We start from the raw sequence: 14,670 nt of genomic DNA, 5'->3' as shown, positions 1-14,670 counted from the left end.
AGGATAGATTTCCGAGGATTCCGGAAGGGGAAGTACGACCGGCAGCAAGGACCGGCATTTTCGCTCGCCGATTCCCTTCCCTTTTCCTGTCGGCGGGAACGGGGAAAGCGCCGTGCCCCGCATCGGCTGCGGGGCACGGCGCTTCGGCCGGGGGTGGGTCAGGCGTACTGGGCGACGAGGCTGCGGGGGCGGATGTCGGTCCAGTGGGCGGTGATGTACTCCAGGGCCCCGGCGCGGTCGCCAGCGCCCCAGACGCTGGTCCAGCCCGCCGGGACGTCCGCGAAGGCGGGCCACAGGGAGTGCTGGCCCTCGTCGTTCACGACGACGTGGAAGGTGCCCTCGGCGTTGTCGAACGGGTTGACGGACTCGCTCATGACTGGCTCCTCGTTTCTTCCTTCTGAAGCGCGGAGAGTTTCTCCGCGACTATTCTTCCGATTTTTTCGAGAGGTTCCGGTTCGGCCATTTGGAGGTGGCCGCATTCGACGGTGTGATTGTCGATGACGCCCTCGGTGAAGGGAATCCAGGTGGCGGCGAGGGCGCCTTCGCGCTCCCCCGGCCTGCGGGCGGTGAAGAACAGCGTTTCGGTGTCGGCGACGCCCGGCACGTGCCGGGCCATGAGGGCGGCGTGCGTCTCGGAGGCGCGGAGGACCGCCCGGAGTTCCGCGTCGGAGAACCCGGCGAGGACGGGGTCCTCGCGGCGGATCTCCTCCATCGCCGCGGCGAGGTCCCCGGCGTCCGCGGGCCGGGCCGTCGCCGTCCGCTCCTCGGGCGGGAGGACGGAGACGCTTCCGGGCCCGGTCTGGTGGACGTCCATCAGCGCGAGCAGTTCGACCCGCTCGCCGGCCTCGCGGAGCCGTACGGCCATGGTGTGGGCGACGAGGCCTCCGTACGACCAGCCGAGCAGCCGGTACGGTCCCCAGGGCTGGATCCGCCGGATCTGCTCCAGGTAGTCGTCGGCCATCGCCTCGACGCTGTGCGGCCGGTGGTCGGGCTCGCTCAGCGCGCGGGCCTGCAGGGCGTACAGCGGCTGGTCGTCGCCGAGATGGCGGGCGAGTCCGGCGTAGGCCCAGCCGACGCCGGTGCCGGGGTGGACGCAGAACAGCGGGCGGCGGGTGCCGCGGGTGCTGAGCGGGAGCAGGACGCCCAGGGCGGCGGCCGTGCCGTCGCCGTCGTCCTCCGGCAGGCCGAGGAGCCCGGCGGGGGTGGGCAGGCGGAACAGGTCGCGGACGGTGCGCTCGATGCCGAGGACGCCGCGGATCCGGTTGACCAGGCGGACGCCGAGCAGCGAGTGGCCGCCCAGGGCGAAGAAGTTGTCGTCGATGCCGACCCGGGGCACGTCGAGGATCTCGGCGAACAGCGCGCACAGCACCTCCTCGCGGGCGTTGCGGGGCTGTCGGCCGCCCTCGGCGGCGGGCCGGTGCGGTGCGGGGAGCGCCGTGCGGTCGGGTTTGCCGTTGACGGTCAGCGGCAGGGCGTCGAGGACGACGACGGCGGACGGCACGAGGTGCTCGGGGAGCGCGGCGCGCGCCCCGGCGAGCAGTTCGGCCTCGGTGACCGGTGTGTCCGCGCGGGGGACGACGTAGCCCACGAGGCTCTTCTCGCCGGGCCGGTCCTCGCGGACCACGACGAGGGCCTGGCCCACCGAGGGGTGCGCGGCGAGGGCCCGCTCGACCTCTCCGGGTTCGATCCGCACGCCGCGCAGCTTGATCTGGCCGTCGGCCCTTCCGAGGAACCGGAGTTCGCCCGCGGGGGTCCACAGCACGCGGTCGCCCGTGCGGTACATGCGGCTGCCGTCCCCTTCGAACGGGTCGGGGACGAACCGTTCGGCGGTCAGTCCGGCCCGGCCGACGTAGCCGCGGGCCACGTGCGAGCCGGCGATGTACAGCTCGCCGGGGACGCCCGGCGGGACGGGGCGCAGGGCGTCGTCGAGGACGTGGCTGCGGGTGTTGTCCATCGGCCGCCCGAGGTGGAGTCCGGCGCCCCGCAGGGTGCGTTCGCCGGTGCCGAACCACTGGTTGTGGGAGGCGAAGGTGGTCTCGGTGGGGCCGTAGGAGTGGACGAGGACGGTGTCCGGGCAGTGGGTGAGGACCCGTTGGACGGCGGCCGGGGCGGCGACGTCGCCGCCGGTCCACACCTCGCGCAGCAGCCGGAGCGTGTCCAGTCCCTCGTCGGCCATGACGTGGAAGAGGCCGACGGTGAAGTAGGCGGCGGTGACGCCGTGTTCGCGGACGGCGCGGGCGGTCTCGGCCAGGTCCGTGCCGTCGCCGCGGGTGAGGACGAGGCTGCCGCCGTTCAGGAGCGGCACCCAGATCTCGAAGACGGAGGCGTCGAATCCGGTCGCCGAGTGGACGAGCATCCGGGGCGCTCCGCCGGCGCGGACGTCGCGGTCTCCGGCGAGCTCCACGACGTTGCGGTGGGTGACGCCGACGCCCTTCGGCCGGCCCGTCGACCCGGACGTGAACATCACGTACATCAGGTCGTCCCCGGTGGCACGGGAGTCCTCGCCGAGGGGCTCCCCGGCGGCGTCGGGCGCGTCCACGAGGAGAACGGCCGGGGCGGCGACCACGGTGACGTGGTCCTGGTCCGTCGCCACCACGCGTGCCCCGGCGTCCTCCAGCATCAGCCGGATCCTGGCCTCGGGAAGGCGCGGGTCCACAGGAAGGTAGGCGGCGCCGCACTTGAGGACCGCGAGGGCCGTCACCACCAGGGACACGCCACGTTCGAGGAGGACGCCGACGGTGTCGCCGCGGCGCACGCCGGCGGTCCGGAGGCGGGCGGCCAGCGCGTCGGCGCGGGCGTCGAGCGCTCCGTAGCCGACGGTCTCCTCGTCGGTGATCAGCGCGGGCGCTTCGGGGGTGCGCGCGGCCCGGCGGCCGATCAGCTCGTGGATCGTCTCCGGCGCGCCGGGGGCCACGGTGGCGGTGTCGTTGTACTCGTCGACCAGCCGGAACCGGTCGGTGGCGGTGAACAGGTCGACGTCCCCGATCCGTACGCCGGGATCGGCCGCGGCGGCCCGCAGGGTCCGCTCCAGGTGGGCGGCGAGCAGCGCGGCGGTGGGGGCGTCGAACAGGTCCGTGGCGTACTCGAGGCCGCCGGCCAGGCCGGCGGGCCGGCCTTCCGCGTCCCGCCGCTCGTCGAGGGCGAAGGTCAGGTCGAACTTGGTGGAGACGGTGTCGAGGAGCGCCGGTCCGCCCTCCTGGAAGAGGCTCTTCGCGGCGGCCGCGCCGGGGGCGTCGCGGGTGTAGTCGTGGTGGAGCTGGACGACGATCTGGGCCAGCGGGTGGTGGGCGGTGGTGCGGACCGGGTTGAGGTGCTCGACGACCCGGTCGAAGGGGAGCTCCTGGTGTCCGTAGGCGGCGAGGTCGGTCCGCCGGACCCGTTCGAGGAGTTCGGCGAAGGTGGGGTCGCCGGAGGTGTCGGTGCGCAGCACCAGGGTGTTGACGAAGAAGCCGACCAGGTCGCCGAGCGTCTCGTCGTCGCGTCCTGCGGTCATGGTGGCGAGCGGTAGGTCGGTGCCCGCGCCGTGCCGGGTGAGGACGGCGGCCAGGGCGGCCTGGAGGACCATGAAGAGGGTGGCGCCGCCGCGCCGGGCGACGGCTTCGAGGGCCTGGTGGGTGGCGGCGTCGACGGTGACGGGGGCGCGGCCGCCGCGGTGGGTGGCTTCGGCGGGCCGGGGGCGGGCGGAGGGGAGTTCGAGCACGGCGGGGGCGCCGGCGAGGGTCTTCTCCCAGAAGTCGAGGTGGGCCTCGGCGGCCGGGCCGTCGAGGAGGTCGCGCTGCCAGAGGGTGTAGTCGGCGTACTGGACGGGCAGCGGCCGCCAGGTGGGGTCCTCGTCTTCGGCGCGGGCGCGGTAGGCGGCGGTGAAGTCGGCGAGGAGGGGGCCGGTGGACCAGCCGTCGGCGGCGATGTGGTGGACGAGCAGGACCAGGACCTGTCCGCCGTCGTCGTCGGGGGTGACGAGGGTGGCGCGCAGGGGCGTCTCCTCGGCGAGGTCGAAGACGTGTCCCGCGGCTTCGGCGACGGCGTCCGGGAGCCGGTCGGCGGGGACGGACCGTACGTCCAGCGGGGGCCGTACGGAGGGCAGGATCTCCTGGTGGGGTTCGCCGTCGACGCTGCGGTAGCGGGTGCGGAGCACCTCGTGCCGGTCGGAGAGGTCGGTGAGGGCCTCGGCGAGCACGCCGGCGTCGAGGGGCTGTGCCGGCCGGAGGACGAGGGGGATGTTGTAGGAGGCGCTGGGGCCTTCGAGGGTGTCGATGAACCACAGCCTGCGCTGGGCGTACGACAGGGGGATGCGCTCCGGCCGGTCCGTGCGCGGGACGGGGCGGGGGCGCGCGGGCTCGGGCGCGCCGTCCGTCTCCGGGTTGGTGGACCGGGCGGCGATGCGGCGGGCGAGGGCGTCGGGGGTGGGCGCGAGGAGCAGGTCGCGGACCTGGACGTCGGCGCCTAGGCGGGCGCGGATCCGGTTGGCGAGGCGCACGCCGCTCATGGAGTGGCCGCCGATGGTGAAGAAGCCCTCGTGGGGGCCGACCCGGTCGAGGCCGAGGACCTCGGCGAAGAGTTCCCGCAGGGCGTCGGTGTACGGCGCGGGAGGCTCCGTGCTGATGGGCGCCGTCGCCTTCTCGGTGGTCTCGGCGGCGCGCGCGGCGGCGCGGGCGCGCCGTTCGTCCAGGGCCTGCCGGGTCGCGAGGTCGACGAGGCCGGTGTCCGGGACCGGGGCCCCGGGGTGCTCGGCGGCGGCGCGCAGGGCGCGCTCCAGGGCGGCGAGCAGGACGCGGGCGGTGTCCTCGTCGAGTACGTCGCGCGCGTACTCCAGGCCGAGCCGCAGTCCGGCGGGGGCGCCGTCGGCGTCCCGGAGTTCCTCGAAGGCGGCCGTGAGGTCGAACTTGGTGGTGGCCGGTCCTTCGCCGGCGAAGCGGCCCTCGATCGCGCCGAGGCGGAAGGGTCCGGCGTCGGGGCCCGTGGTCCGCAGGGTGAGCATCACCTGGAAGAGGGGGTGGACGCCGGGCGTGCGGGGCGGGTTGAGGTGCTCCACGAGGAGGTCGAAGGGCAGCCGCTGGTGGGCGAAGGCGGCGAGGTCGGTGTCGCGGACCCGGTGCAGGAGGTCGGTGAAGGCGGGGTCGCCGGTGGTGTCGGTGGGCAGCACCAGGGTGTTGACGAAGAAGCCGACGAGCTCGTCGAGGGCCTCGTCGTCGCGTCCGGCGACGGGGGTGCCGAGGACGGTGCGCTCTCCGGCGCCGGCGGCGCGCAGGGCGAGCGCGAGCGCGGACTGCAGCACCATGAGCAGGCTGGCGTCGTGCTCCTCGGCGAGGCGGGCGAGCCGTGCGTGGACGCCCGGTTCGACGGTGGCGGTGACCAGGCCGCCGTCGTGGGCGCGGACGGCGGGCCGGGGCCGGTCGAGGGGCAGGTCGGTCGCGGCGGGCAGGCCGTCCAGGGCCGCGCGCCAGTGGGCGAGGCCCCGGGCCGTGACGGAGTCGGGGTCGTCGGCGTCGCCGAGGAGGTCGTTCTGCCAGAGCGTGTAGTCGGCGTACTGGACGGGCAGCGGATCCCGGTCGGGGACGCGGCCCTCGGCGCGGGCGGTGTAGGCGTGGGCGAGGTCGGTCACCAGCGGTTCGAGGGACCAGCCGTCGCCGGCGACGTGGTGGAGCAGGACGGCCAGGGTGGCGCCGGGACCGTCGTCAGGCAGGAACAGGGCGACGCGCAGGGGCAGTTCGCGGGACAGGTCGAAGGTCTCGGCCGCGAACCGGGCGACCCGCTCGGGAAGTTCCCCCCTCGGGCACTCGACGGTGCGCGGCCGGACGGCGGTGGGGGCGAGGACGTGCTGGTACGGCTCGTCCTCGGGGGCGAGGAAGACGGTGCGCAGCACCTCGTGCCGTTCGGCGACGTCGGCCACGGCGGCGGCGAGCGCGGCCCGGTCGGGGGCCGTCTCCAGGTGGAGGACGATCGGCATGTTGTACGCGGCGGAAGGTCCGTCGAGCTGACCGACCAGCCACAGCCGGCGCTGGGCGTGCGAGAGCGGGACCCGGTCCTCGGGAGGCAGGGGTTCCTCGTCGACGACGGACAGGCGCGGGTCGGCGGTGCGCAGCGCCTTGCGGTTGATCTTGCCCGAGCTGGTGCGGGGCAGGGCGACGACGATCGAGACGGCGGGCACGGCGGCCGCCGGCATGCGCGCGCGCACCCGGTCGCGCAGCTCCTCCGCGTCCGTGCCGCCCTCGGTCACCACGAACGCGACGAGGCGCTTGACGCCGTCGCCGTCCTGCTGGGCGACGACGGCGGCCTCCCGGACCTTCGGGTGTCCGGCGAGGACGGAGTCGACGGCGGCGGGGTCGATGCGCTGACCGCCGATCTTCACCTCGTCGTCGAGGCGGCCGTGGTAGAGGATCTGCCGGTCCTCGCCGATGGTGACGAGGTCGCCGGTGCGGTAGGCGCGCTCGCCGTCGAGTGCGGTGAAGCGGCGGGCGTTCAGTTCGGGCCGGTGGAGGTAGCCGCGGGTCAGGCCGCCGCCGAGCAGCCACAGTTCGCCGTCGACGACGGCGGCGCGGACACCGGGCAGCGGCCGGCCGATCGGGATGGGCCCGGAGTCGTGCCGGCTGAGGTCGGCGACGGTGGCCACGACGGTGGTCTCGGTGGGGCCGTAGCCGTTGAGGAGCCGGACCCGGTCGCCGACGAGGCCGCGCCACTGGGCGACGCGCTCGGGCAGGGCGGCCTCGCCGTAGATCATGACGGTGCGCAGGCGGTCGGGGAGACGGACGGAGCCGGTGGTGAGGACGTAGACGAGCTCGTGCCAGTAGGCGGCGGGCAGGTCGAGGTAGGTGACCCCGTGCCGGGCGCAGCCCGCGAGGAGTTCGGCGACGTCCAGCATGTCGTCGGTGCGCAGGACGAGGGTGCCGCCGGCGCCGAGGGTCGTGAAGATCTCCTGGATGCTGGCGTCGAAGTGGAGCGGGCTGAACTGGAGGACCGCGTCGTCGGGACCGATGCCGTAGGCCGGGGTCGCGCCCGCGATGAAGTGGGCCAGCGAGTCGTGGGCGACGACCACGCCGTTGGGGGTGCCGGTGGATCCGGAGGTGTAGATGACGTAGGCCGCGCCCTCTCCGGCGCCGGGGCCGCCGAGGACCAGTTCGCCGTGCCGGGCGACGTCCGCGGGCGCCGGTGCCAGGTCGCCGCAGGCGTCCTTGAGGATCGCCTCGTTGCGGGCGTCGGGGGCCTGGACGTCGAGGGGCAGATAGGCGGCGCCGGTGGTGAGGACGGCGAGGAGCCCGACGATCGCGTCGATGCCGCGGGGCCGGTGCAGGGCGACGAGCCGACCGGGTCCCGCGCCCCGCGCGGTGAGCTCCCGGGCCCGGTCCGCCACGGCGGCGGCGAGCTCGGCGTAGGTCAGGCGGGCGTCGGCGTGGACCAGGGCGGTGGCGGCGGGGCGGGTACGCGACTGGTGGGCGATCAGGTCGAGCACGGGCGGCGCGGGGGCGGGAGAGGGTCCGCCGTCGAGCAGGTCTTCCGTTCTGCTGGGGGGCATGCTGAGTTCCTCCGGTAAAGGGCCGAGAGACCGGGGCGAACGGTTCCTCTCGCCTCCGTGCCCCTCACGCTAGGCGCGCGGCCCCCGCGCCCGGGGCAGTCGGCCCGGCAGCTCGGGCGGCCCCGGCAGCTCCGATCGGCAGAACCCGCGACCCGGGAGCTGCCGGTGCCGGCCCGAGGCTTGCGCGGCCCGCGCCCCGCCGCCGTGCCCGCGTTCCCGCACGCGGCCCCGCGCCCACCCGCCGTGCGGGCGGTCGTCGAAGCCGTCGGTCGGCAGACCTTTCACCGTCCGTCCGTCACATTCCCCTGCCGGGGTCCGTCAGAGAGGTGACGCAGACCTGCAGACGGAAGGACACCACCATGCTGACCAACATCATGTACGTGACGCTCTATGTCACCGATCAGGACCGCGCGCTGCGGTTCTACACCGAGCAGCTCGGCCTGGAGAAGCGCATCGACTTCCCCAACCCCGGCGGACGTTTCCTCACCGTGGGCGTCCCCGGCAGCCCCGTGGAGATCCTCCTGTGGGCGCACCCCGCCGCCGCGGGCCAGCCGGCCGAGGCAGGCGCCACGCCCGGCCCGGTCATCCTCGAGTCCGACGACCTGCGCGCGGACTTCAAGGTGTTCCGCGACCGCGGTGTGACCTTCGACGAGCCGGAGCCGGTGGACTACGGGTTCGGGGTCCGGATCGAGACGGCGGATCCGGACGGCAACCGCATCTCTCTGCGCGAGCGCGGCCGCGCGGGCCGTGACAACGGCTGACCGTTCACAGACCCGGTGCGGCCGGTGCCGGACGGCGCCGGCCGCACCGGGTCGAGGCGGTGCTTGCGACGAACCTGACGATGTCGAACGCACGACCTGACTCACGAGGTGTTCCATGATGCCGAAGAAGATCGACTCGGTGATCGCACGACAGCGCGTCGACGACCTGGACGCGGCCGTCCCCTTCTACGAGCGGCTGACGGGCCGAACGGCCGGTCGCTTCGAGTTCGCCGGTGTGCGTCTGGCGAGTGTCGGGCCGTTCCTTCTCTTCTGCGGGCCGGACGAGGCGGTGCAGAGGGTCGCCGGGGTGAGTGCCACCCTGACGGTCGGGGATCTGGCCGCTGCCGTCGAGGAAGCTGTGGCAGCCGGTGCCACCGTGGTGATGCCGCCGCAGCCCACCCCCAACGGTCACCGAGCGGTGCTGCGACACCCGCACGGGGGCGTGTACGAATACGTCGGCCCGTGAGCCGGGAAGTCGGAGCGCACAGCGGCGGGAAGCGTCGCGTTTCGCACTGAGCGTCGTCGTCGCACTGAGCGTCGTCGTCGCGGTGACGACGACGCTCTGACCGGCACGGGCCGGCGCCGAGGGGCACCGCTGTCTGGCCCGCTGTGCGGCAGCGATGACGCCGGAGGCATCCTCCGACCCGGGCGTCGGCTCGGGGACACCCAGGGGTGCGGGTCAGTGCACGGAAGCCTCTGGCGCCGGCCAGGAGCGCCGTTCCGTTGTGCCCACCCTCCCCCAGGCTCTCGGCTTCGCTCGTCCGGGGGACCCCCATCGGCCTGGGGGTCCCCCGGACGAAGTCTGGAGGAAGAACGAACGCCCACAACGGACGACGGGTGGGCGCCACTTCGGGGGGAACCGATGTCCGCGACCGGGTCGGGTGGGGCCTCAGTCGGGGCGGCGGGATCCTGCCGCTGTGCGGCGGCGCAGGGCCGGGGCCGCCGGCGCGGCGGGCGCGGGCCGGTCGGTGGGTGCGGCCGCGCCGGTCAGGCGGTCGGCCAGGGTCGCCGCCGTCGGGTTGCGGAAGACGTCCCGCAGGGTGAGGTCCTGGCCGAACTCGGCGCGGATCCGGTTGAGGAGCCTCACCGCGAGCAGGGAGTGCCCGCCCGACTTGAAGAAGTTGTCGTCCCGGCCGAGGGGGCGGCCGCCGAGGACGTCCCGGAAGATCCCGAGGAGACGTTCCTCCCTGCCGTCCGGGCCCGCCGCCGAACGCGGCGTCTCGGGGAGGACGTCGGCGTGAGCGCCGGGTGCGGGAAGCCGGGGCACGACGACGACGCGGGCGGGGGCCAGGTACTCGGGCAGCCGCTCGGCGGCCCAGCGGCGCAGCGTCGCCTCGTCGGCGCCGCCGGGAAGGCGGGTGACGTAGGCGTACAGCCGGTCGTCGCGGACGGCGACGGCCGCTCCGGTCACGTGCGGGTGGCCGCCGAGCACGTCCTCGACCCGGCCGGGCTCCACCGGGTAGCCGCCGGCGGTGAGGGTGGCCACGGGCCGCAGGGAGCCGTCGGCCTCGGCGTAGGCCCGCCGCCCGGTGGCGCGCAGGCCGCCGCCGGGGGTCCGCTCGTGGACCTCTCCTGGCACCCGTACGGGCGCGGGGCGTCCCCGCTCGTCGAGGACGACCTCCGGGCCGGCGGGGGCCGCCGGGCCGTACGGCGCGCCGGAGAGCGCGGTGCAGGGGTCGGCGGCGAGTGCGTCGAGGGTCTCGACGAGGCGCCGGGCCAGGAGGGCGGCGGTGTCCGCGTCGTAGAGGGCGGTGGCGTACTCCAGGGCACCCCGCAGGCCGGCCGGTCGGCCGTCCGCGTCGACGAGTTCGGTGAGCGCGAAGGTGAGGTCGGACTTGGCGCCCGCCGCGCTGAAGGCGACCGGGTCACCGTCGAGGACCGACGGGGTCCCGCTCCCGGTCGCCGCCGCGTGCACCTGGAGCATCACCTGGACGAGGGGGGCGTGGGCGGCGGAGCGGTGCGGGCTGAGGTGCTCGACGAGCCGGTCGAAGGGGAGGTCCTGGTGACTGTACGCGGCGAGCCCGGACTCGCGGACCCGGCGGACCAGTTCGGTGAAGTCGGGGTCGCCGGAGGTGTCGGTGCGCAGCACGAGCGTGTTGACGAAGAAGCCGACGAGCGGGTGCAGGGCGTCGTCCGCGCGCCCCGCGACGGTGGTGCCGATCGCGAGGTCGGTGCCGGCGCCGTGCCGGGTGAGGAGGGCGGCGAGGGCGGCCTGCACCACCATGAAGAGGGTGGCGCCGCTGCTCCTGGCGACGCGCAGCAGGGCCCGGTGGGTGGCGGCGTCGACCTCGAAGGCGGTGAGGGCGCCGGCTCCGTCGCTCTCGGCGGGACGCGACCGGTCGGTGGGCAGGGCGAGGAGCGGCGGCAGCCCGTCGAGGGCCTCGCGCCAGTGGGCGAGTTGTTCGCCGGCGACGCCGTGTTCGCCGTCGAGGAGGTCGTGCTGCCAGAGGGTGTAGTCGGTGTACTGGACGGGCAGCGGCTCCCACTCCGGCGCCCGGCCCTCGGCGCGGGCACGGTAGGCGCGGTCCAGGTCGCCGAGCAGGCAGCCCGTCGACCAGCCGTCGCCGGCGATGTGGTGGACGAGGAGCACCATGATCTGGCCGCCGTCGCCGTCCGTCACCAGCGAGGCCCGGAAGGGGATCTCGGCGGCCAGGTCGAAGACGTGCCCGGCGGCCGCGTCGACGGCCGCGCGGAGTTCGTCCGGCCCGGCGGCCGCGACCTCGTCGAGCACGGGTGTCACACCGGCCAGCACCTGCTGGTACGGCTCGCCGTCCGCCGTCCGGTACACGGTGCGCAGCACCTCGTGCCGGTCGGCGACGTCCGCCAGGGCGGCGGCCAGGACGGCCGGCTCGACGGGGCGGTGCAGCCGGGTCACCACGGGGATGTCGTAGGTGGCGCTGGGGCCTTCCAGCCGGTTGAGGAACCAGAGCCGGAGCTGGGCGGCGGACAGGGGGACGCGCGCGGGGCGCAGCGCGTCGGGGACGGCCCGCAGCGGGGGGCGGGCGGGGCCGTCGCCCCGCTCGGCGAGGCGGCGGAGCAGCTGCCGGGGCGTGGGGGCGAGGAAGACGTCACGGATCGCGGCCTGCAGCCCGAGGGCTCCGCGGATGCGGTTGGTGAGCTTGCCGGCGAGCAGGGAGTGCCCGCCGAGCTTGAAGAAGTTGTCGTCGGGCAGCACCTCGTCCCGGTCGAGGACTTCGGCGAAGAGGCCGCGGAGGATCTCCTCGCGGGGGTCCGTCACGGCACGCGTCCCCGTCCCCCGGCCGTCCCCGGAGGTGGCACGCGTCCGCTCGGCGTGGGCGAGCGCCAGCGACTCGTGCCGCCGGTCGAGCCCCCGGCGTTCCTCATCGGTGAGCAGGTCGATCCCGCTCAGCGGTGTGTCGCCGGCCCGCTCGGCGAAGGCCGTCAGGGCGCGGCGGAACAGGGAGAGCAGAAGCCGCGCGGTGTCCTCGTCGTACAGGTCCGTCGCGTACTGCAGTCCGAGGAGCACTCCCCCGGGCTCGCCGCCGGTGTCGTGCGTCTCGGCGCAGTGGAAGGCGAGGTCGAACTTGGCTCCGGCGAGGTCGGCGCCGTCCGTCACGCCGGTGATGCCGCCGAGGCGGACGGTCGTGTCCCGCGTGGTCTGCGCGCTGACCATCACCTGGAAGAAGGGGTGCCTGCCGAGGGACCGTTCGGGATTGAGGTCCTCGACCAGGAGGTCGAAGGGCAGGTCGTCGTGGGCGAAGGCCGCCAGGTCCCCGTCCCGGACGCGCCGTACGAGTTCGGCGAGGGTGGGGTCCCCGGACAGGTCTGTGCGCAGGGCCAGGGTGTTCACGAAGAACCCGACGAGGTCGTGCAGGTCCTGCTCGGGCCGGCCGGCCACCGCCGTGCCGACGACCACGTCCTCGCCCGCGCCCGCCGCCCGCAGGGCGAGGGCCAGAGCGGCCCGGACGACCATGAAGAACGTGACCCGGCGGCCGCGGGCGACACCGGCGAGCGCCTTGTGGGCGAGGGCGTCCAGCTCTGCCGTCACGACCGCGCCCCGGTGGCTGGGCTCGGTGGGCCGGGACCGGTCGGCGGGCAGCCGCGTCTCGGCCGGGACCCCGTCCAGGGCTTTGCGCCAGTACGCCGACTGACCGTCTCGGAGGCCGTGTTCGCCGTCGAGGAGCTCGCGCTGCCAGAGGGTGTAGTCGGTGTACTGGACGGGCAGCGGCTCCCACTCCGGCGCCCGGCCCTCGACGCGGGCGCGGTAGGCGGTGTCCAGGTCGGCGAGCAGGGCGCCCACGGACCAGCCGTCCGTCGCGATGTGGTGGACCGAGAGGACGAGGACCGCCGTACCGTCCGCGACCGCGAACAGCTTTGCCCGGATGGGCAGTTCGCGCGTCACGTCCAGGGGGATCCCGGCGAAGTCGGTCGCCCGCGCCTGCGCGTCCTCCGGCGTGGCGCACTCCTCGACCTCGACCCGCACTTCCGGAGCGTCCAGGATCAGCTGGTACGGCTCTCCGTCCCGTACCGGGTAGATCGTCCGCAGCACCTCGTGACGGCGCGTCACATCCCGTACGGCCGCCTCCAGGACGGTCGTCTCGGGGTGGGCGTCCAGGGTGAGCACCATGGGCGCGTTGTACGCCGAGGAGGGGCCCTCCAGCCGGCCCAGGAACCACAGCCGGCGCTGGGCGTACGACAGGGGGACCGGGTCGGGGCGCCGTCCGTCCGACACCGGCCGCAGGGCCGGACGGCGGGGCCCGTCTCCGCGCGCGCCGAGGCGGCGGAGGAGCTGTCGGGGGGTCGGGGCGAGGAAGACGTCACGGATCGCGGCCTGCAGCCCGAGGGCTCCGCGGATGCGGTTGGTGAGCTTGCCGGCGAGCAGGGAGTGCCCGCCGAGCTTGAAGAAGTTGTCACCGGGGCGTACGTCGTCGCGGTCCAGGATCTCGGCGAACAGGCCGTTCAGGATCTCCTCGCGGGGGTCCGTCACGGAACGGGACCCGGCCCTCTCCTGCCGGGTGGTGGTGCGGGTCCGTGCCGCTTCGGCGAGAGCCAGATGGCGGCGGTCGAGGGCGTCCTGCTCGCCGTCCGAGAGGAGCTCGACCCGGCTGAGGGGGGTGCTGTCCCGCTCTTCGGCGAAGGCCGTCAGCGCGCGCCGGAACAGCGCGAGCAGGAGCCGCGCGGTGTCCTCGTCGTACAGGTCCGTCGCGTACTGCAGTCCGAGGAGCACCCCGCCCGGCTCGCCCCGGCTGTCGAGCGTCTCCTGGCAGTGGAAGCTCAGGTCGAACTTGGCGGTGGCCAGGTCCGCGTCGTCGAGGACGGCGGGGACGGTCCCGAGCCGGACGGTCTCGTCCCCCTGCCGGACCTGCGCGCTCAGCATGACCTGGAAGAACGGGTGGCGGCCGAGGGAGCGTTCGGGGTTGAGGTCCTCGACGAGGAGGTCGAAGGGCAGGTCCTCGTGCGCGAACGCGATCAGGTCCGTCTCGCGGACGCGGTCCACGAGCGCGCCGAGGGCGGGGTCTCCCGAGAGGTCCGTGCGCAGGGCCAGGGTGTTCACGAAGAACCCGACGAGGTCGTGCAGGTCCTCCTCGGGCCGGCCCGCCACCGGTGTGCCGACGACCACGTCCTCGCCCGCGCCCGCCGCCCGCAGGGCGAGGGCCAGAGCGGCCCGGGCCACCAGGAAGAACGTGCCCCGCCGGGAGCGCGCGAGGGAGGCGAGGGACCGGTGGGCGCCGGCGTCCAGCTCCGCCGAGACCACCGCTCCCCGGTGGCCGGGCTCCGTGGGCCGGGGCCGGTCGGCGGGCAGCCGCGTCTCGGCCGGTATGCCGTCCAGGGCCTTGCGCCAGTGGGCGAGCTGCTCGTGCGCGGTGCTGTCGGGGTCCTCGGGGTCGCCGAGCATGTCCCGCTGCCACAGGGCGTAGTCCGCGTACTGGACGGGCAGCGGCTCCCAGTCGGGGGCGCGGCCCTCGACGCGGGCGCGGTAGGCGGCGTCGAGGTCGGCGAGCAGGCAGCCCACCGACCAGCCGTCCGTGGCGATGTGGTGCACGAGGAGCACCAGGACGGCCGTCCCGTCGTCGACTTTGAACAGCCTTGCCCGGAGCGGCAGTTCGTGCGTCACGTCCACGGGGAGCCGGGCGAACGCCGTCGTCCGGGCCGTCACGTCCTCGCCCGCACCGCACTCCTCCACGTCGAAGCGCACGTCGGCGTCGTCGAGGATCTTCTGGTACGGCTCCTCGTCCAGGGCCGGGTACACGGTCCGGAGCACCTCGTGACGCTCCACCACGTCCCGTACGGCCGCCCGGAGCGCGGCCGGGTCGGGCATCGATCCCAGCCGGAGCACCACCGGCGCGTTGTAGGCCGAGGAGGAACCCTCCAGCCGGTTCAGGAACCACAGGCGTCGCTGGGCGTAGGACAGGGGGATCACGGTTGCTGCTCCTCGTG

5 protein-coding genes are annotated in these 14,670 nt (G+C 74.7%); 2 read left to right on the top strand and 3 right to left on the bottom strand.

Annotation, left to right across the window (positions count from 1 at the left end):
• Positions 1-158: 158 nt before the first annotated feature.
• Together BLW86_RS35140 and BLW86_RS35135 are read right to left on the bottom strand one after the other, a co-directional pair.
• Positions 159-374 (bottom strand): MbtH family protein, encoded by a 216-nt coding sequence (locus tag BLW86_RS35140; RefSeq protein ID WP_093877758.1) that lies wholly within the window; start codon positions 372-374, stop codon positions 159-161.
• The gene (locus BLW86_RS35135; RefSeq protein WP_093877757.1) at positions 371-7,510 is read right to left on the bottom strand and encodes a non-ribosomal peptide synthetase; all 7,140 of its coding nucleotides are present in this window, start codon (positions 7,508-7,510) and stop codon (positions 371-373) included. The genes BLW86_RS35140 and BLW86_RS35135 overlap by 4 nt, the downstream gene beginning before the upstream one ends.
• A gap of 359 nt (positions 7,511-7,869) precedes the next feature.
• Here BLW86_RS35135 and BLW86_RS35130 point away from each other — a divergent pair, with 359 nt between their 5' ends.
• Positions 7,870-8,271, top strand: coding sequence for a VOC family protein (locus tag BLW86_RS35130; protein ID WP_093877756.1), 402 nt, complete (start codon positions 7,870-7,872; stop codon positions 8,269-8,271).
• Between the two features lie 115 nt (positions 8,272-8,386).
• A complete protein-coding gene (locus tag BLW86_RS35125) occupies positions 8,387-8,737 on the top strand; it encodes a VOC family protein (RefSeq protein ID WP_256341530.1) in 351 nt (116 codons plus the stop codon).
• 423 nt (positions 8,738-9,160) lie between these two features.
• On the opposite strand, the gene BLW86_RS35120 is transcribed toward BLW86_RS35125, so the two are convergent.
• Positions 9,161-14,653, bottom strand: a complete 5,493-nt coding sequence (locus BLW86_RS35120) for a condensation domain-containing protein (protein WP_256341529.1) — start codon at positions 14,651-14,653, stop codon at positions 9,161-9,163.
• Positions 14,654-14,670: the final 17 nt, after the last annotated feature.

Source organism: Streptomyces sp. TLI_105, assembly GCF_900105415.1.
Classification (GTDB): Bacteria; Actinomycetota; Actinomycetes; order Streptomycetales; family Streptomycetaceae; genus Streptomyces.
This window is presented reverse-complemented; position numbering and strand designations above follow the sequence as displayed.